Genomic DNA, 18,894 nt, shown 5'->3' on the forward strand with positions numbered 1-18,894 from the left:
ATCGGTCGACGTGTACGAGCAGAACGCGCCCGACGAGGCATTCGGCTTCGGCGTGGTCTTCTCGGCCCGCACCATGTCCGAGCTGTGGAAGAACGACCAGGAGACCCATGCGCGCATCGTCGCTGCGAGCGTGGCCGTGTCGGACATGGAATTGCGGCATCCGCGGGCCACGCTGCGGTATGGGGGCTTCGACTTCTCCAGCATTTCCCGCCGGGAGCTGCTGCTGATCCTGCAGGAGCAGGCCGCCGAGGCCGGTGCCACACTCCACTTCGGCCACCCGGCGGCGCCCGGCAGCATCGACGAGGCCGACGTCGTGGTCTACGCGGACGGGGCGAACTCCTCCCACCGGGACGCGCGTCCGGGGCGTTTCGGCACGACCGTCCGGCACGGCGCTTCCCCGTACATGTGGCTGGGGACGCACGCCCCGTTCGACGCGGCGACCTTCTCGTTCGTCGAAACGGGGAACGGGCACTTCGCCGCCCACGCGTACCCCTATGCGGACGGTATGGCGACGGTGGTCATCGAGTGCGATCCCGGCACGTGGAAGGCATCCGGGATGGACCGCACCGGGGACTTCTCGCGGAACTCGGGCGGCAGCGACGAGGAGGCCCTGGGCCATCTCGGTGAGCTCTTCGCCGAACATCTCGGCGGACACGAGCTCATCGGCAACCGGAGCCGGTGGGCCACCTTCCGGACCGTGCACAACGAGCGCTGGTCCGACGGGAATGCGGTCCTGCTGGGCGACGCCGCCCACACCGCGCACTTCACGGTCGGCTCCGGCACCAAGATGGCGATGGAGGATGCGATCGCCCTTGCGGCGGCCCTCCGGCGGAACACCGATCCGGGATCGGCCTTTGCCGAGTACGAGCGGGAACGCCGCGGCCCGGTCGCCCGCACCCAGGAGCTGGCGGAGCCGAGCATGCGCTGGTGGGAGACGTTCGGGCGGCGTCTGCACATGGCGCCCGCCCAGTTCGGCCTGCACTTCATGACCCGGACCTCCGCACTGTCCTACGAGGGGATGCGCCGCCGCTTCCCCGACCGGGTCGACGAGGCCGAGGCCGCCTACCGGACGTCGGGAGGCGCTGTCGGGGCGGAGCTCGTGGCAGCGGCCGGGGCCGTCCCGCAGCTGAGCGCGGTCGCGGCGCCCCTTCTGATGGGTTCCGTCCGGCTCCGCAACCGCCTGGTCGAGGTGGTGCCCGGGGCCTGCGGCGACCCGGCGGCCGCCGTCCGCGCCGCCGAGGCGCGGGGAGCAGCCCTGGTCCTCGTCCGAGAGGCGCGCCCGGAGGCGGGACCGCAGGGGCAGCCCGGGCATCGGCCTCCGGTCGTCCTCGGGCGGCTCGTACCGCCTGACCCGCAGGCGGCCGACCTCGAAGCGGTAGGCCGTCCCCCGCTCTTCGCCGAGCTGGAGTGCCCGCCGGCCGACGAGTGGTCGCCGGCCGGCGACGACCTGATGGCGGCCGTGCGGGCTCTGGTGGCCCGCGGGGTGGAGGGCGTGCTCCTGACCACGGGCGCCGGGCAGCCCCCCGGGTGGCACAGGCTCCTCGGGCATGCCGCCCGGATCAGGACCGAGGCCGGTGCCGCGGTCGCGGTCACGGCCCCCGGAGGGTGGGCGCCGGACCCGCACGGGACGGCGGCTGCCGACTCGTGGCCGACCCGGATCCATCTGGCTCTGATCACCGGACGGATCGATCTGATCGCGTCCGCTCCCCCGGCAGGGACCGGCGCGACCGCATAGGCCGTCGTCCGGCCCCTTCCCCCATCCCTTCCCACCTGATTCGTCGACGCGGGCCCGCCCCATGCCCTGAGGGTCCGGACGGACGCCCCATGGAATCCGATTTGACCGCATTTCAGCGTAAGGGAGACGAGCGTATGTCCGAGACCAACGCACTGCCTGCCGACGAGGGCAGCGGTACCGAACCGATCGCGATCATCGGCATGGGATGCCGATTCGCCGGTGGCGCCCACTCGCCCGAGGAATTCTGGAACATGCTCATCGAGGGCCGGGACGGCGTCGCGGAGATCCCCGAGGAGCGCTGGGCCGAGTACGTCGAGGCGAGCGCAGAGAACGCCGCGGCACTGCGGAACACGACCCGGGTGGGCGCGTTCCTGGACGACGTGGCGGGATTCGACGCGGGCTTCTTCGGAATCCTGCCTCGCGAGGCCGAGCAGATGGACCCGCAGCACCGCCTCATGCTCGAGGTGGCGTGGGAGGCCCTTGAGCACGCCGGTGTTCCACCGCACCTGCTCGCCGGCGGTGACACCGGTGTCTACGTGGGCATCGGCACCGAGGACTACGGCCGACGGCTGATGGAGGACCTGCCCCGGATCGAGGCGTGGACCGGCATCGGCGCGGTCCACTGCGCCGCGGCCAACCGGATCTCGTACCACCTGGACCTGCGCGGACCCAGCATGGCGGTGGACACCGCGTGCTCCGCCTCGCTGGTGGCTCTGCACCTCGCCTGCCAGGCGCTTGCCACGGGTGAGACCTCGCTGGCCATTGCCGGCGGGGTCAACGCGATGGTGCACCCGGCCGTCACGATGATCATGGATGCCGCGGGTGCCTGTTCCCCCGACGGGCGTTCGAAGTCCTTCGACTCCACCGCGGACGGCTACGGCCGGGGTGAGGGCGCCGGCGCCCTCGTGCTCAAGCGGCTCTCGGACGCGGTGGCCGACGGCGACCGGGTGCTGGCCGTCGTCCGAGGAACCGGCATCATGCAGGACGGCCGCACCAACGGGATCATGCAGCCCAGCCGGGAGGCACAGGCCGACCTGCTGCGGCACACCTACCGGACCGCCGGGATCGCCCCGAGCTCGATCGGGTACGTCGAGGCGCACGGCACCGGGACCAACGTGGGCGACCCCATCGAGGCCGGGGCCCTGTCCGAGGTCCTCAGCACCGACCGGCCAGCGGGACAGCCCCTGCTGATCGGCTCCGTCAAGACCAACATCGGGCATCTGGAAGCGGGCGCGGGCGTCGCCGGCGTCATCAAGGCCGTCCTGGCGCTTCAGCACGGTGAGATCCCGCCAAGCCTGAACTGCACCGACCCGAACCCGGCCATCCCGTGGGACACCAACGGTCTGAAGGTCGTCACCGAGCCCACCGGCTGGCCGGCGTCGGCCCGGCCGCGGCGCGCCGGAGTCTCCGGCTACGGCTTCGGCGGCACCATCGGCCACGTCATCCTGGAGGAGCCCGCCCGGACCGCCGCAGGATCGGCGGGGGCGGGCGCGAAGGCGGGCAGCGGCCATCGGGCGCCGTGGCTGTTCCCCGTGTCGGGGGCATCCAGGGCCGGGCTGCGGGCCAACGCGTCCCGCCTCGCCGACTGGCTCGACGAAGCCGGCGACGAGGTGTCACTGGACACCGTCGGCCACACCCTGGCCGCGCGGCGCTCGCACTTGAGCCACCGTGGCGCGGTAGTGGCCGCGGACCGCGCCGGACTCGTCGCCTCCCTGCGCTCCCTCGCCGCCGGCGAGGAGATCGCGGGTGTGACCACCGGCATCGTGGAGGGGCATCCGAAGGACGCCGTGTGGGTCTTTGCCGGGCAAGGGGCGCAGTGGATCGGCATGGGCCGTGATCTGCTGGACGCGGAGCCCGCCTTCGCGAAGGTCATCGACGAACTCGGTCCCGTCTACGAGGAGGAGCTGGGCTTCACCGCCCGCGCGATCCTGGAGGGCGACACCCTGGAGGGCCCCGAGGTCCTCCAGCCGGTGACGTACGCCGTCCAGGTCGGCCTCGCCGCGATGTGGCGCTCCCTCGGGGTGGAACCCGCAGCGGTCATCGGCCACTCGATCGGTGAGCTCGCGGCGGCCGTGACGGCCGGCGGCATGTCCCTGCTCGACGGTGCTCGGCTGGTCTGCCGCCGGGCCCTGATGATGCGTCCGGCAGCCGGCAAGGGTGCGATGGCCCTGGTGAACCTCTCCTTCGAGGAGGCGACGGAGCGCCTCGCCGGCCGATCCGGCGTCACGGCCGCCATCTCCGCCTCGCCGATCTCCACGGTGATCGCCGGAAGCGCCGCCGCCGTCGAGGAGACCGTGCGGACGTGGGAGGCGCAGGGGGAACTGGTCGTCCGCAGGGTCCAGGCCGACATCGCCTTCCACTCCTCGGAGATGGACCCGTTCGCGGCCGAACTGCCCTCCGTGATGCATGACCTGACCGGTGGCAGGCCCGAGGTCACGTTCTACTCCACGTCGCTGGACGACCCTCGGGCGGACGTCGGACTGGGCGCCTCGTACTGGCCGGGGAATCTGCGCAACCCGGTGCGGTTCTCCCAGGCCGTGACCGCGGCGGTCGAGGACGGGCACCGGCACTTCCTGGAGGTGTCGAGCCACCCGATCGTGTCCCACTCGGTCAACGAGACCCTCGGCGAGCTCGGCATCGACGATGCCGTGGCGGTCGGGACGCTCCGCCGCAACACGCCGGACCGGGCCACCCTGCTGGGCAATCTGGCCGCTCTGCACTGCGCCGGTGTGGCCGCCGACCTCGGAGCCCTGTTCACGGGCACGACTCTCGCGGAGCTGCCCTCCGTGGCATGGCAGCACCAGACGTACTGGAAGGACACCCGCCCCGGAAGCGGCCGACGGGTGCTGCAGCACGACCCGAAGGTCAACACCCTGCTCGGCGGCGCGACCAGGATCGCCGGCAGCACCCCACTATGGCTGTGGCAGACGCACCTGGACGAGGAGAGCCGCCCGTACCCGGGCCACCACCCGGTCCACAACGTGGAGATCATCCCGGCTGCGGTGCTGATGAACACGTTCCTGGAGGCCCTGGCGCAGACCGGGTTGTCCGCGCCCGGCGGCCGACGACCCGCGCTGGTCGACGTGGCCCTGAAGGTGCCCGTCGCCGTCTCCGTACCGCGCGACATCCAGATCTCCTATCAGGACTCGACTCTGCGGCTGTCCTCCCGTATCAACGAGGAGGGCACCCGGGAGACCGAGGAGTCGTGGCTCACCCACACCACCGCCTCGGTCGATCCGGCCGGCGGTGTAGTGGAGGATCGCTTCGACCTCGACGAGGCGCGGGCCCGTTGCAGCGAACTGGTGAGCACGGACTACGTCCTGGAGCGAGTGGCCCAGATCGGTGTGGCCGGTATGGGCTTCCCCTGGGAGATCCAGGAACTGCGGCGCGGCGGCCCCGACGAGCTGTTCGCCGTGATCGACACCGGCGAGCCGGGGACGGCCACCTGGGCCTCGCTGCTCGACGGTGCGATGACGGTCACCTCGGTGCTGTTCCTCGGCGAACCGGTGCTGCGGATGCCCTCGCACATCGCGCGGCTCGCGCTGATCGGTGAGCCGCCGCAGCGGGCGAACGTCCAAGTCCGGGCGGGCGAGGGCGAGGCCGGGGCAGACACACTCGACGTGGTCGTCGCCGACATGGACGGCAACGTGATCGCCAACGTCACCGGGATCCGCCTCACCGTCCTGACCGGCGACCCGGGCGCCACTGCCGCGCCCCGCCAACTCGTCCACGAGATCGTCTGGCGTCCGCTCGAACTGCCCGCTGCCCGTCCGCTGGACACCGTGGTGGCTGTCGGCGGGCACCCGGCGTCGGACGAGGCACTTGCACAGGACTGCGCCCGGGCGGGGCTGGAGTTCCTCTCCGTACCCGGTCCGGACGGGCTTGAGGCTGTCGGGGCCCGGCTCACCGACACCACCGCGGTCCTGGTGACCCCGGCGGCGCCGGCGGCCGACGACGTCCTGGGCCGGGCTGCCCACGACTCGGCCTGGGAACTCGGGCGTTCGGTGCAGCAGATCGTCGCCGTCGCGGCGGGAAGGCCCCGGATCTGGTCCGTCACCACCGGAGTGCGTGAGAGCGCGGACCACAACGCCCTGGCCCAGTCGCCCGCCTGGGGCATCGGCCGGATCGTCGCGGCCGAGCACCCCGACCTGTGGGGTGGGATCGTCGACCTGGATCCGGCCGAGCCGGAGGCCTTCGGCCCGCTTCTGGAGGTGCTGCGCACCCGTCCCGAAGCCGACGTGATCGCGATCCGCGACGGCCTGCCGACAGCCTCGGTACTCGTGGCCGTGGGCGACAAGCCGGAGCGGAGCCCGGTCGAGTGCCGGCCCGAGGGGACCTATCTGGTGACGGGCGGTCTCGGCGCGCTGGGTCTTGAGGTGTCGCGCTGGCTGGCCGGCCGGGGCGCCCGCCGACTGGTCCTGGCCGGACGCCGCCGCTTCCCGGAGCGTTCGGAATGGGACGCCCAGCAGGATCCGGAGGTCCGTGGCCAGATCGAGGCCGTGCGTGCCCTGGAGGGCCTCGGCGTCACCGTCGCCGTGGTGTCCCTGGACATCTCCGACGCGGAGCAGGCGCGGAAGGTGCTCAGCTCGGCCGAGCTCGGACTGCCGCCGATCCGGGGCGTGGTGCACGCGGCCGGTGTCGTCGACGGCCAGATGGTCGTCGACCTGGAGGAGGACTCGCTCCGCAAGGTCCTGCAGCCCAAGGTGGACGGCGCACTGGTGCTCAACGAGCTCTTCCCCGCCGGCAGCGTCGACTTCATGGTCCTGTTCTCCTCCTGCGGCTACCTCTTCCAGTTCCCCGGTCAGGCCTCCTACGGATCGGCGAACGCCTTCCTGGACTCGCTGGCCAGGCATCGGCGAGCCGCCGGCCACGACGACACGGTCAGCTTCGGCTGGACATCCTGGCGGGGCCTGGGCATGTCGGCCTCGTCCGAGTTCATCTCGGCCGAGCTCGCCGCGTTCGGGCACGCCGAGATCTCGGCCACCGAAGCCCTGCGGGCCTGGGAGTACGCCGAGCGGTTCGGCGCCTCGCACTACGCGGTGTTCCGGCAGATCGCGATGGACGGCGGCCCGCGCCGGATCCCGTTGACACAGGAACTCGCCGAGGTGGGCGACAGCGCCGGGACGGACGGGGCCGAAGGCCAGGACTGGACGCAGTACGAGGCGCAGGAGCTGCTCGCGCTGCTCGTCGACGAGGTGCGCCGTCAGGTGGCGGCCGAGATCAAGCTGGCTCCCGAAGAGCTCGATCTGCAACGCCCGCTGCTGGAGATGGGGCTCGACTCGGTGATGACGGTGGCCGTGCGCCGCCGCCTGGAGCGGCTGTTCCGACTGAGCCTGCCGGCGACTCTGCTGTGGAACCGGCCCACCGTCCTCGCGATCGCCGAGTACCTGGTGGAATGCCTCGCTCCGGTCGAGTCCGCCGCTGAGGGGGACGCGGCCGCCGAAGCCACCGCCGAAGCAGGCATACCGGCGCCGGTGGTGACCGGCGTATGACGACCGTGGAGGAGGGGGTCGCCGGCACGCCCGGCGGCCGTGCCCCCCGCAGTACTCCGCAGCCCGGGACGGTGCCGTGGCCTGCCGAGTATGCGGCGCGCTACCGGGCGGCAGGACATTGGGCGGACCGGCCGCTCGGCCACTGGGTGCGGCGGTGGGCGCAGACGTACGGCAATCGGACCGCGCTGGTGGACGGCGAGATCCGGCTCACCTACCGCGAGCTGGCCGCCCGTGCGGACGCGCTGGCCGCGGCCCTGCGCGAGCGGGGCCTGCACCGGGGCGACCGGATCCTCGTCCAGTTGCCCAACTCGTGGGAGTTCGTGGCCCTGATGCTGGCCTGCTTCAGATCCGGAGTCGTACCGGTTCTGGTGCTGACCGCACACCGTGAGCACGAACTCGACTACCTGCTCCGCCATACCGAGGCCAAGCTCATCGTGGTGCCGGACCGCTGGCGGGACTTCGACCACCAGGACCTGGCCGCGCGACTCGCCGCGGCCGTCCCGTGGGAGTGCGGTGTGCTGGTGAAGGGTACGACGGCCGACGCGGCGCATCTGGACCTGGGGCGGCTCCTGGCCTGCGGTCCCGGCGCGCCGGAGCGCATCCGCGAGCTCGATGCCGATCCGCCCCACCCCGATGACATCGCGCTCTTCCTGCTGTCCGGCGGGACGACGGGTCTGCCGAAGCTGATAGCCCGTACGCACAACGACTACGAGTACAACGTCCGGCGCAGCGCGGAGGTCTCGGGCTTCGGCTCCACGACAGTGTTCCTGGCCGCACTCCCGGTCGGACACAACGCCGTTCTCGGCTGCCCGGGAATCCTCGGCACCCTGTCCGGCGGCGGCACGGTCGTCCTGGTGCCGTCCCCGCAGCCGCGTACCGCGTTGGCCGCCGTGGAGGCGGAACGCGTCACCGATGTGGCGGTCGTGCCGGCGGTCGCCCGGCAATGGGTGGCGGAGGCGGCGGGCGGCGGGTACGACCTCGGCAGCCTCCGGCTGGTGACCATCGGCGGCTCGGTGGTCGACCCGGAACTGGCCCGGCGGGTGCGCGACGGACTCGGTGGGCAGCTGCAGCAGCTCTACGGGATGGCGGAGGGCTTGCTCTCCTGCACCCGGCCGGACGACCCGGACGACCTGGTGCTCGGTACCCAAGGCCGACCCGTCAGCCCCGACGACGAGCTGCTGGTCGTGGACGAACAGGACCGTCCGGTGCCGCTCGGCGAGGTGGGAGAGCTGCTGACCCGCGGCCCGTACACGCCGCGTGGCTACTACCGGGCGGCCGAACACAACACCCGCGCGTTCACACGAGACGGCTGGTTCCGCACCGGGGATCTCGTACGACTGCACCCCGGCGGCAATCTGACCGTCGAGGGCCGGCGCAAGGAACTGATCAACCGGGGTGGGGAGAAGGTCTCCGCCGAGGAGGTCGAGAACCTCACCCGCCTGCTCGTCGGGGTCGACCGCGTGGTCGCGGTGCCGGTGCCCGACAAACAGTTCGGTGAGCGGGTCTGCGTGGTCGTGGTGCCTGCCCCCGGCGCACAGGCCCCCTCACTCAGCGACGTACGGCAGCGCTTCGTCCGGCACGGAGTGGCGCACTACAAGCTTCCCGAACAGCTGGAGATCCTCACCGACCTGCCGCTGACCCCGGTCGGCAAGGTCGACAAGAAGGCCATCCGCGAACGACTTGCCACAGAGGAGAAGTCATGACCGAACTGCACCCCGGTGGGGGGCTGCGTCTGGGCGGCGTCGACCACATCGCTCTCGTCACCTGGGATCCGGCGGCGACGTGCGACTTCTACACCCGGGTTCTCGGCCTGCCGCTGGTCCACGCCATCACGGCGACGGGCTGGCTCAAGGAGGAGTTCCCCGATTTCGTCCACTTCTTCTTCGAGTTGGGAAAGGGCAACTACCTCGCGTTCTTCTACTTCTTCGGCCTCCCGGAGGAGGAACCGGCCGGTGACCTCATGCACCGGTCCCGGCACCTGGCATTCCACGTGGACACCGAGGAGGAGATGCTCGCCTGGCGGGAGAAGATCAAGTCACACGGTGTGCGGGTGACCCACCCGATGCAGCACGAACTCCTCGAGTCGATCTACTTCGACGACCCCAACGGCATTCAGCTGGAGATCGCCCGGCCGCTCCGCCCGTTCGGCGACGTCGATGCCAGGGACGCCGAGCTCACCCTCGTAGCCCTGGCAGACGTGGCGGGCAAGGCCGATGCCACGGTGCAGGACATGTGGCGCCGCAAGGCGGAGATCGTCCGTACCCACGCGGGAAAGGAGAACAGCTGATGCCTGCCATCTACATACTCGACATCCCCGAGTTCGAACCCATTCTGCGTACCGCCCTGATCGCCGGAATGGAACAGGAGGACCTGGACGGCTATCTCAGGGTCAGCACGTCGGAGTCCGAGATCGTGCTCGAACGCCGGCACACGGACGTCCGCCCCGCTGTCTGGTTCGCCGCGCTGACCGGAGGACTCGAGGGGCGGATCGTGCACTTCGACTTCGACCGGCTGCACCTGGCCGAGGTCGTGCCGTCATGACCGTGCAGCAGGCCGCCGAGCGCGTGGCGGCAGATCCCTGGCCCCCCGTGCAGGATCCGGCCCCGCTGCTGCCGGACCGTGCGACGGTACGCATGCTGGGCACACGCGCCGCGGACGGTGTGGACCCCGCCCTGCTGCGGGAGCTCCACAGGCAGCTGGTCATCGGCCGTCGGTTCAACGAGCAGGCGACCGCCCTCACCCGGCAGGGCCGGCTCGCCGTCTACCCGTCGAGCCGGGGACAGGAGGCATGCCAGGTGGCGGCGGCCCTGGCGCTGCGGCCGCAGGACTGGCTCTTCCCCACCTACCGTGACACCTTGTCCGTGATGGCTCGCGGTGTCGATCCGGTGCAGACACTGACCCTGCTGCGCGGGGACTGGCACACCGGATACGACCCGGTGGAGCACCGGATTGCTCCGCTGTGCACCCCGCTGGCGACGCATCTCCCGCACGCTGTCGGTCTGGCCCACGCGGCCCGGCTCTCCGGTGACGACGTGGTGGCCCTCGCCCTCACCGGCGACGGCGGCACCAGCGAGGGCGACTTCCACGAAGCGCTCAACTTCGCCGGCGTCCTGCGGGCACCCGTGGTGTTCCTCATACAGAACAACGGCTATGCCATCTCGGTGCCGCTGGCAAAGCAGTCCGCCGCTCCGTCCCTCGCGCACAAGGGCGTCGGCTACGGGGTACCCGCGGTCCAGGTCGACGGCAACGACGTGATTGCCGTGCACAGCGTCCTGTCCGCCGCGGTCGAGAGAGCACGGACGGGCGGCGGGCCCACGCTCGTCGAGGCGCTGACCTACCGGCTCGACGCGCACACCAATGCCGACGACGCCAGCCGCTACCGGGGGAACGACGAGGTGGAACGGTGGCGGGCGCACGATCCCGTCGTCAACATGGAGGGCTACATGCGGGCGGCCGGTCTGCTCGACGAGGACGGGGAGCGGCAGGCCCGTGCCGCCGCCGAATCCATGGCGGCGCACATGCGGGCCGAACTGGCCGAAGACCCGATCGCCGATCCCATGGAGATGTTCGAGCACGTCTTTGCAGAGCCCACGCCTCAGTTGCGTGACCAGCGGAGCGTGCTCGCCGCCGAACTCAGGGCCGAGGCAGGGCACCGATGAACATACAGAGCTCGCGGACCACCATGGCCGAGGCGCTGAACACCGCGCTGCGCCACGCCCTGCGCGACGACCCGTCCGTGCATGTCATGGGGGAGGACGTAGGCGCCCTTGGCGGTGTCTTCCGGATCACCGACGGGCTGGCGGCGGAGTTCGGCGACGACCGGTGCGCGGACACCCCGCTGGCCGAGTCGGGCATCCTCGGGGCCGCGGTCGGCATGGCCATGTACGGCTTGCGCCCGGTGGTCGAAATGCAGTTCGACGCCTTTGCCTACCCCGCGTTCGAGCAACTGGTCAGCCATGTCGCGAAGATGCGCAACCGGACCCGGGGCAAGCTGCCCATGCCGATCACGATCCGCATCCCCTACGGTGGCGGGATCGGCGGGGTGGAACACCACAGCGACTCCTCGGAGGGCTTCTACCTGCACACGCCGGGGCTGCACGTGGTGGCGCCCGCGACCGTCGGCGACGCGTACGGACTTCTCCGGCAGGCCATCGCCTCCGACGATCCGGTGGTCTTTCTGGAGCCGAAGCGCTGCTACTGGTCGAAGGAGAACTGGTCACCGGCCGAGCCGGTCGCTGTGGTGCCGCCCATCGGGCGGGCCGTCCTGCGCCGCACCGGGACCGCGGCCGTCCTCATCACATACGGGCCGAGCCTGGCGGTCTGCCTGGAGGCGGCGGACGCAGCGCGGGAGGAAGGCCTGGACGTCGCCGTCCTGGATCTGCGAAGCCTGGTGCCGTTCGACGACGAGACGGTGTGCGCCGCGGTGCGCGGCACCGGGCGGGCCGTCGTGGTGCACGAGGCCTCCGGATTCGGTGGGGCCGGGGCAGAGATCGCCGCTCGTGTGAGCGAGCGCTGCTTCCATCATCTGGAGGCGCCCGTGCTGCGGGTGGCCGGTCTGGACATCCCCTATCCGGCGCCACTTCTGGAACGGCATCACCTGCCTGGCGTGAACCGGATTCTCGACGCCGTCCGCCGGCTGAACTGGCCGGACACCGGCGTCGGCACCAGGACGGAGAGCGGTGGTGAGTGGTATGCCGTCGGTGCGTGACTTCGTGCTGCCTGACCTCGGCGAGGGACTGCTCGAGGCGGAGATCGTGAGATGGCTGGTCGCGGACGGGGATCCGGTCGCCGTGGACCAGCCGGTGGTCGAGGTGGAGACGGCGAAGGCCGTCGTGGAACTCCCCTGCCCCTACGCGGGCGTGGTCTCCCACGTGTACGGCGGACAAGGCGACGTTCTGGCCGTCGGGCATCCGGTGATCGCGGTCAGGGTCGAGGAGGGCGCGGACCTGCCCGGCCCCGGAGCGGACGAGGCGCAGCCGGCAGGCGGCTCGGGCAGCGTCCTGGTCGGCTACGGCACTCGGGAGACGCCGCGGCGTCCCGGTGCGTCCGCTGCACGGCTCGGCTCCCGGCCGGCCGCCGTGTCCGCCGCGGCGGCGAACCCCGGCCCAATCCCTGTGATCTCACCGCTCGTACGGCAGCTGGCCCGTCGGCACGGCCTGGATCTGCGGACTGTGACGGGCACCGGCTCCGACGGCCTGATTCTGCGTTGCGACGTCGATGCGGCGATCCACCGGAAGGAGGAGGCCGTCCCCGGCGCGAACGTCGGCGTCCGGGTGCCGCTGCGCGGCCGACGGGCGGCCGCCGCGGCGCAGTTCACCCGCAGCCGCCGGGAGATCCCCGACGCCACCTGCTGGGTGGAGGCCGATGCCACCGCCCTGGTGGAGGCGAGGGCCGTGCTCGCAGCTCAAGGGGATTCCCCGATCGGGCTGTTCGCCCTGCTGGCCCGGATCTGTGTCACAGGCCTCGCCCGGTACCCGCAGCTCAACGCGAGCGTCGACACCGAGCGGGGGGAGATCATCCAGTGGCCGCAGGTGCACCTGGGCTTCGCTGCGCAGTCGGACCGGGGACTGACCGTCCCCGTGGTGCGGGACGCGCACCTGATGGACACGGCGCGGCTGGCCGGCGAACTCGCTCGGCTGACCAGGGCGGCCCGCGAAGGAGCACTCACCCCCGCCGAGGTCTCGGGCGGGACCTTCACCTTGAACAACTACGGCGTGTTCGGAGTGGACGGCTCGACCCCGATCCTCAACCACCCGGAGGCCGCGATGCTCGGGGTGGGACGGATCACCGACAAGCCGTGGGTCCACAAGGGCGAGCTGGCCGTACGCAAGACCGTCCAGCTTTCCTTCACCTTCGACCACCGGGTGTGCGACGGGGCGGACGCCGGCGGCTTCCTCCGGTACGTCGCCGACTGCGTGGAACAACCCCTGAGGCTGCTGCGGGAGTTCTAGCGATGCAGGTGACACAGGCGACGTACATGAGGAAAGCGAGCGGACGACAGACATGGTGAACAGCCTCCCCACGACCGGACCGTCCTGGATCAAGCGGTTCCACCCGGCTCCCGAAGCCGCCACCCGTCTGGTGTGCTTTCCGTACGCCGGGGGCTCGGCCGGCTACTACCACGGCATGTCTGCGAGGGTGTCCCCGAAGGTTGAGCTGCTGGCGGTCCAGTATCCGGGGCGTCAGGACCGTCACGCCGAGAAACCCGTGGACGACATCGGGGAACTGGCCGACGAAATCACCGAAGCCCTGATACCCGGGGCGCTCGAGAAACCGTTGGCCCTGTTCGGACACAGCATGGGGGCTTCCGTCGCCTTCGAGGTGGCCCGGCGCCTCGAACACCGCGGCGTCATGCCTTCGGCGCTCTTCGTCTCCGCCCGGCCCGGCCCGTCCGCAAACAGGAACGAAACACTCCACCGATCCACCGATGCAGACCTGGAACGCGAGATGCGCAGCCTCGGTGGCACGGGCGCCGAGGTCCTGAACGACGAGGAGATTCTGCAGATGGTCCTGCCGGTGGTCCGCAACGACTACCGGGCTGCCGAGACCTACCGCTATGTGCCGGGACCCGATGTGACCTGCCCGGTGGTCGCCTTCGTGGGCGAGGGCGACCCGAAGGCCACGGTCGCGGAGACCGCCGTCTGGGAGCGGCACACCACCGGACCCTTCGATCTGACGGTCTTCCCCGGCGGGCATTTCTATCTGAACGAGCACCAGGCGGCGGTCGTCGGCGCCCTGCTGCGGCACCTCACCCCGGCCGGCACACCACGGCGGTGAGGTCGAGCCCGTCGGCGGCCGGCCAGTTGCCGTGGAGGGACAGCGCGCCGACGCGGCAGCATGCCGACCCGCCGGCCCGGTAGCCGGCGGGCGGAGGCACCCCGATGCCCGTCAAGGCCCGCCGGGCGCACATCCGGGCGGTGATGAAGGCACGGAGCCTCTCCGGAAACACACCGGTGACTGCCCGTTGTTCCTCGGGAAACAGGCCTCCGTCGACCGCTTCCTCGAATACCTCGGCCCCGCAGACTTCGTCCGGGAGAATTCCGGAAATCAACGCGTGATTCACGTGGCGGTCAATCAGGAACGACGGTGGCCGGTATCTATTTCTGAACTCCTCGACCTCTGACGGCTATATCCGCGTGGCGACAGCCTTCTTGGTGAGCGCGAGAAATCTGTCCAGGCTGGGCACGCCCTCCCGGCTGCGCCGCCATGTCATGGTGGCGGGGGCGCGGAAGTCCGCGTCCTGAAGCGGGAATGCCAGCAGTTCGCCCCGCTCGACCTCGCTGCGGACCGCCATCTCGGGCAGCAGGGCCAGCCCCATCCCCGCGGCCACGCACGCGCGCAACGGGGCGATGCCGGAGACCTCCGCCTCGAGCTTCAAGCTCTCGGGGCCCAGCTCCGCCATGGCCTTGTCGAACATCTCGCGGAATCCGCAGCCGCGTTGGGTGGCCAGGAAGCGCTCACCGTGAAGGTCGGCCGCGTGCACACGCTCCTGCCTGCTGAGCCGGTGGCCGACCGGGGTGGTGACCAGGAGCCGCTCCTCGAAGAGCACCCTGCTCGCGTACTTGTCGTCCTTGGGCGGCGCGTCGAAGGTGAAACAGACATCGAGTTCCCCCCGGCGCACGGACTCGTACAGCTCCCGCCGGTTTCCCACGTCCACGCTGACGTTCACCTTGCCGTACAGCGCCCGGTACTCGGCAAGGACGGGCGGGATCGCATGCGTACAGAAGGTCTCCAACCCGCCGATGGCGAGAGCCCCGGTGGGTTCCTGCATGTCGAGGACGCCCACCGTGGCGGCCTCGTCGATCAGCAGCAGCACCTGGTCCGCGTACTCGCGGAGCCGGATGCCGGCACTGGTGAGGCGCAGCTTCCGGTTCGACCGCTCGAAGAGCTTGGTGCCCAGTTCGGCTTCCAGCGCCTGGATCTGTTCCGTGACGCTGGATTGTGCATAGTGAAGTTCTGCCGCTGCTTTCGTAAAGCTCAGGCTTTGCGCGACGGCACGGAAGGACTTCAGGTGACGGATCTCCATGTGGCCACGATCCCTCCCCCAGTTCTGATGTATCGGGCTCCCCGATACCACGCATCGTAACTGCCCGCTTCCCTCTCGTGCTCGAAACCGTCAGGCTCGGTACGAGAAGCCGTCCCGCATGGACGGATTTTTAATGGTTGACCATCAATTGCGTGATTCACGGGAGTTCTTCATGGCAATTCCGGCCACCCGGCCGAGCACACCGGCAGGTGCGCCCGGCTCGTCAGATGTCGGCGCCGGCCCGGCCCGTTCCCATCGGGGTCTCCTGGTGGGCCTCGCGCTCGGCTACTTCATGGTCCTCATGGACACCACCATCGTCACTGTCGCGCTTCCGGGCATCGGGGAGAGCCTCTCGGCGGGCCTCAGCTCCCTGCAATGGGTGTCCAACGGCTACACCCTGACCTTCGCCGCCTTCCTGCTCACCGCGGGCACCCTCTCCGACCGCTTCGGCGGACGGCGGGTGTTCCTGGTCGGGCTCTGGACCTTCGGTCTCATCTCCGGGGTCTCCGCGCTGGCCAACTCGGTGGAACTGCTCGTGGTCCTGCGCGGTCTGCTGGGTGTCTCCGGCGCACTGCTCCTGCCCACTTCGCTGGCCATCGTCGCAAACACGTTCTCCGACCCGGCGGCCCGGGCGAAGGCACTCGGCAGCTGGGCTGCGATCACCGGCGTCGCACTCGCGGCCGGCCCCCTCGTCGGCGGCGTACTGACCGACGCCATCGGCTGGCGGGCCATCTTCCTGGTCAACATCCCGATCGCGTTGCTGAGCATCGTCATCACCACCAAGAACGCCGGAGAGACGCGCCGCAATGCGGCGCGCGGCCTCGACCTGCCCGGGCAGCTGACCGCGATCGTGGCCCTGGCTGCCCTGACGTTCGGACTGATCCAGGCGGGTACGGCAGGCTGGACGGCGCCCGAGGTACTCGGCTCGTTCGCCGCCTTCGTGGTCGCCATGGGGCTCTTCATCGCAGTGGAGCGGCGGGAGGCCACCGAACGGCACACGCCGATGCTGCCGCTGAAGCTGTTCCGCAGCGGCACCTTCTCGGCAGCGCTGTTCGCCGGCCTGCTGATCAACTTCGCGCTGTCCGGTGTGCTGTTCACGCTCTCCCTGCTCTTCCAGCAGGGCCGGGGATACTCCGCGTTCCTCGCGGGGCTGGCCTTCCTGCCACTGACCCTGCCCACCGCGTTCAACCCGATCTTCACGGGCCGGCTGGTCGCCCGCATCGGCCCGCGCAAGCCGGCCACAGCCGGCTTCGTACTGATGGGAGTCGGCACCCTGATCCAGGCGGGCACCACCTCGGACTCGGCCGTGTCCGTCGCGGTGAGTTCGTTCGGACTGCTCCTCCTCGGATTCGGTATCTCCTACGCGATGCCTTCGCTCGTCGTGTCCGTCATGGGGTCGGTGCCGCGGGAGCTGTCCGGTATCGGCTCGGGCGCCCTCAACTCGGCCCGTCAGACCGGAGCTGTGGTGGGAGTCGCCATTCTCGGTTCCATCCTGAACGGCGCTTCGTCGATCGAGACCGGCACCAAGGTCGGCGTGATCGTCTCCGGCGTGCTGCTGCTGGTCGGAGCCGTCGTAGTCTTCGGCTTCGTAGGACGGGCGCAGAAGACAACTGCATAGTGGCTCCCGTCCCGGGAGCCGGGTGACACAGGAAGAGGTGCCTGCACGGGGCGCCGGGAGTGCGAGGCGGCAAGGGGGCCGCTTCCTTCATGCCTCTCGGTGCGCCGTGCTGGGACATGACACGGGGGTCTTCCGTTGGAAATCGGATTGCTTGGTCCACTTGTGGTGTCTTACGAGGGGAGATCGGTCCAACCGACAGCCGCCAAGCAGCGCACACTTCTGGCACTGCTGGTGCTGCACGCGGGGCAACTGGTGCTCACCGACTCGATCGTGGACGAACTGTGGGGAGACGATCCCTGCCTCAGCGCGGCCACCACAGTCCGGACCTACATATGCCAGATCCGCAAGCTCTTAGGCCATCTCCTGTCCGATCCGCGGCGCGACCCGCAGGAGATCCTGCAGGCCGTCCCGGGCGGATACAGGCTGAAGATGCCCGACGCCGCGTCGGACGCCGACCGGTACGAAAGGTCGGTCGCCGCCGGCCGGGAGGCACTCGCCTCGGGTGACTACGCCGTGGCCGGCACCAGATTCGAGACCGCGCTCGGCCTGTGGCGTGGCCCCGCTCTCATGGACGTACGGATGGGAACCCGGCTCCAGGCCGCGGCGCAGCGGCTGGAGGACTCCCGGTTGATCGTCCTGGAGCACCGGCTGGACGCGGACCTGCAGCTGGGCCGCCACCGGGAACTGCTCGGTGAACTCTCCGGCCTGTGCGTGGACCATCCACTGCACGAAGGGCTGCACGCGCAGTACATGCTCGCCCTGTACCGCTCCGACCGGCGGTCCGAGGCGCTCGCGGTGTTCCAGCGGCTGCGTACGGCGATGGTCGAGGATCTGGGCCTCGAGCCGTCGACCCGGGTGCAGAACCTGCAGCAGGACATCCTGCGGTCCGGAAACAACGGGCCCGCGCCCGAGCTGACCGCGCTGCTGCGGGCACAGTCCAGGACGATCGTCGAACTCACTCTGCGCATCGCGGAGATAGAGGACCGGCTCGGCCTGGACGGCCCCCGGGTACCGGGCAGCCCTTCCCCGCGGAGCGGGCCCCGAGAGAGCAGGCACAGCTATGCGCGCTGAACCGAGATATGCCTATCTGGGGCCGGAGGGAACCTTCACCGAGGCGGCGCTGCGCCTGCTGCCCGAGGCCGCCGGAGCGGTGTGCGAGCCGTTTCCGACCGTGAGCTCGACCCTGGACGCGGTGCGGTCGGGTGGCTGCCTCGCGGCCGTGGTGCCGTTGGAGAACTCGGTCCGCGGTGTGGTGCCCGCGACGCTGGAGGATCTGATATCCGGTGGTGCCACTCTGCAGTTCGACGCAGAGATCGAACTGCCGGTGACCTTCGCGCTGATGGCACGTCCGGGGGCGGCGGTCCAGGACATCCGGCGGGTCCTCAGCCATCCGCATGCCCATGGGCAGTGCCACCGCTGGCTCACCCAGCGGCTGCCCGGGGTGGAGGTCTGCCTCTCCACATCCACCGCCGCGGCAGCCCGGGAGATCGCGGAATCCTCGTCGCCGCACGCGCGGTACGACGCAGCGATCGCAGCGCCCATCGCGGCCGCACGCTACGGGCTGTCGGTGCTCGCCTCGGGCATCGGGGAGCGTCGGGACGCCGTCACCCGGTTCGTCTCCGTGCGGGGCACCGGCCCGTCCCCGGCCCGGACGGGCCGGGACCGTACCTCTCTCGTGGTGACCGCCGACGGCGCGCACTCGGGAGCGCTGGTGGACATTCTGACCGAGTTCTCCGCCCGCGGGGTGGGCCTGACCTGGATCCAGTCCTGGCCGACCGGCACGGCCCTCGGCAGCTACCACTTCTTCCTCGACATCGAGGGGCACATCGAGGACGGCGCCGTGGGCGACGCGATGATCGCCCTGCGGCGCAGGGCCGTGGAGGTGTCCTTCCTGGGCAGCTACCCGCACGTGGGCGGTAAGCCGGCGCGGCTGGACAGCAGCGGTGGGGGTGCCACTGGCGGCAGTCCCGAGGCCTGGCTGAGCGCCCTGCGCGCGGGCGAGGTACTCGTGGGCGGGCGGTGA

At 70.6% G+C, this 18,894-nt stretch carries 14 protein-coding genes; 12 read left to right on the plus strand and 2 right to left on the minus strand.

The genetic code is table 11. From position 1 onward, the window contains the following. The first annotated feature begins 10 nt into the window (after positions 1-10). The 9 genes from OHA88_RS17120 to OHA88_RS17160 all read left to right on the plus strand — a co-directional run bounded on the left by OHA88_RS17120 (position 11) and on the right by OHA88_RS17160 (position 14,004). A complete protein-coding gene (locus tag OHA88_RS17120) occupies positions 11-1,735 on the plus strand; it encodes an FAD-dependent monooxygenase (RefSeq protein ID WP_328626168.1) in 1,725 nt (574 codons plus the stop codon). A gap of 134 nt (positions 1,736-1,869) precedes the next feature. Then, positions 1,870-7,227, plus strand: a complete 5,358-nt coding sequence (locus OHA88_RS17125; RefSeq protein ID WP_328626169.1) for a type I polyketide synthase — start codon at positions 1,870-1,872, stop codon at positions 7,225-7,227. Continuing rightward, entirely contained in the window at positions 7,224-8,930 is a 1,707-nt protein-coding gene (locus OHA88_RS17130) for a (2,3-dihydroxybenzoyl)adenylate synthase (RefSeq protein ID WP_328626170.1), read from the plus strand. Before OHA88_RS17125 ends, OHA88_RS17130 begins: the two co-directional genes overlap by 4 nt. Further along, the gene (locus OHA88_RS17135) at positions 8,927-9,514 is read left to right on the plus strand and encodes a VOC family protein (RefSeq protein WP_328626171.1); all 588 of its coding nucleotides are present in this window, start codon (positions 8,927-8,929) and stop codon (positions 9,512-9,514) included. Before OHA88_RS17130 ends, OHA88_RS17135 begins: the two co-directional genes overlap by 4 nt. After that, positions 9,514-9,768, plus strand: coding sequence for a hypothetical protein (locus tag OHA88_RS17140; RefSeq protein ID WP_326605868.1), 255 nt, complete (start codon positions 9,514-9,516; stop codon positions 9,766-9,768). The genes OHA88_RS17135 and OHA88_RS17140 overlap by 1 nt, the downstream gene beginning before the upstream one ends. Then, positions 9,765-10,886, plus strand: coding sequence for a pyruvate dehydrogenase (acetyl-transferring) E1 component subunit alpha (gene pdhA / locus OHA88_RS17145; protein WP_328626172.1), 1,122 nt, complete (start codon positions 9,765-9,767; stop codon positions 10,884-10,886). The genes OHA88_RS17140 and pdhA overlap by 4 nt, the downstream gene beginning before the upstream one ends. Continuing rightward, a complete protein-coding gene (locus OHA88_RS17150; protein ID WP_328626173.1) occupies positions 10,883-11,935 on the plus strand; it encodes an alpha-ketoacid dehydrogenase subunit beta in 1,053 nt (350 codons plus the stop codon). The genes pdhA and OHA88_RS17150 overlap by 4 nt, the downstream gene beginning before the upstream one ends. Beyond that, positions 11,919-13,178, plus strand: coding sequence for a dihydrolipoamide acetyltransferase family protein (locus OHA88_RS17155; protein WP_328629712.1), 1,260 nt, complete (start codon positions 11,919-11,921; stop codon positions 13,176-13,178). Before OHA88_RS17150 ends, OHA88_RS17155 begins: the two co-directional genes overlap by 17 nt. Before the next feature lie 52 nt (positions 13,179-13,230). After that, on the plus strand, positions 13,231-14,004 hold the full coding sequence (locus OHA88_RS17160; RefSeq protein WP_328626174.1) for a thioesterase II family protein: 774 nt from the start codon (positions 13,231-13,233) through the stop codon (positions 14,002-14,004). Here OHA88_RS17160 and OHA88_RS17165 read toward each other — a convergent pair. Together OHA88_RS17165 and OHA88_RS17170 are read right to left on the minus strand one after the other, a co-directional pair. Beyond that, positions 13,976-14,290 carry a hypothetical protein gene (locus OHA88_RS17165; RefSeq protein ID WP_328626175.1) on the minus strand — a complete coding sequence of 105 codons (315 nt, stop codon included), beginning with the start codon at positions 14,288-14,290 and terminating at the stop codon, positions 13,976-13,978. The two genes, OHA88_RS17160 and OHA88_RS17165, sit on opposite strands and share 29 nt — an antisense overlap. Before the next feature lie 63 nt (positions 14,291-14,353). Beyond that, positions 14,354-15,253 carry a LysR family transcriptional regulator gene (locus OHA88_RS17170; RefSeq protein WP_328626176.1) on the minus strand — a complete coding sequence of 300 codons (900 nt, stop codon included), beginning with the start codon at positions 15,251-15,253 and terminating at the stop codon, positions 14,354-14,356. Positions 15,254-15,425: 172 nt separating this feature from the next. Here OHA88_RS17170 and OHA88_RS17175 point away from each other — a divergent pair, with 172 nt between their 5' ends. The 3 genes from OHA88_RS17175 to pheA all read left to right on the plus strand — a co-directional run bounded on the left by OHA88_RS17175 (position 15,426) and on the right by pheA (position 18,894). Next, positions 15,426-16,871: an MFS transporter gene (locus OHA88_RS17175; RefSeq protein WP_328626177.1), complete on the plus strand. Its 1,446-nt coding sequence runs from the start codon at positions 15,426-15,428 to the stop codon at positions 16,869-16,871. Positions 16,872-17,036: 165 nt separating this feature from the next. Continuing rightward, positions 17,037-17,942, plus strand: a complete 906-nt coding sequence (locus tag OHA88_RS17180; protein WP_328626178.1) for an AfsR/SARP family transcriptional regulator — start codon at positions 17,037-17,039, stop codon at positions 17,940-17,942. Further along, on the plus strand, positions 17,932-18,894 hold the full coding sequence (gene pheA / locus OHA88_RS17185) for a prephenate dehydratase (RefSeq protein ID WP_328626179.1): 963 nt from the start codon (positions 17,932-17,934) through the stop codon (positions 18,892-18,894). The genes OHA88_RS17180 and pheA overlap by 11 nt, the downstream gene beginning before the upstream one ends.

Source organism: Streptomyces sp. NBC_00353, from assembly GCF_036108815.1.
Lineage (GTDB): Bacteria > Actinomycetota > Actinomycetes > Streptomycetales > Streptomycetaceae > Streptomyces.

Coding starts and splice junctions, on each gene's coding strand:
- OHA88_RS17125 (WP_328626169.1), top strand. CDS start 1,870: ATGTCCGAGACCAACGCACTGCCTGCCGACGAGGGCAGCGGTACCGAA.
- OHA88_RS17130 (WP_328626170.1), top strand. CDS start 7,224: ATGACGACCGTGGAGGAGGGGGTCGCCGGCACGCCCGGCGGCCGTGCC.
- OHA88_RS17135 (WP_328626171.1), top strand. CDS start 8,927: ATGACCGAACTGCACCCCGGTGGGGGGCTGCGTCTGGGCGGCGTCGAC.
- OHA88_RS17140 (WP_326605868.1), top strand. CDS start 9,514: ATGCCTGCCATCTACATACTCGACATCCCCGAGTTCGAACCCATTCTG.
- pdhA (WP_328626172.1), top strand. CDS start 9,765: ATGACCGTGCAGCAGGCCGCCGAGCGCGTGGCGGCAGATCCCTGGCCC.
- OHA88_RS17150 (WP_328626173.1), top strand. CDS start 10,883: ATGAACATACAGAGCTCGCGGACCACCATGGCCGAGGCGCTGAACACC.
- OHA88_RS17155 (WP_328629712.1), top strand. CDS start 11,919: ATGCCGTCGGTGCGTGACTTCGTGCTGCCTGACCTCGGCGAGGGACTG.
- OHA88_RS17160 (WP_328626174.1), top strand. CDS start 13,231: ATGGTGAACAGCCTCCCCACGACCGGACCGTCCTGGATCAAGCGGTTC.
- OHA88_RS17170 (WP_328626176.1), bottom strand. CDS start 15,253: ATGGAGATCCGTCACCTGAAGTCCTTCCGTGCCGTCGCGCAAAGCCTG.
- OHA88_RS17175 (WP_328626177.1), top strand. CDS start 15,426: ATGGCAATTCCGGCCACCCGGCCGAGCACACCGGCAGGTGCGCCCGGC.
- pheA (WP_328626179.1), top strand. CDS start 17,932: ATGCGCGCTGAACCGAGATATGCCTATCTGGGGCCGGAGGGAACCTTC.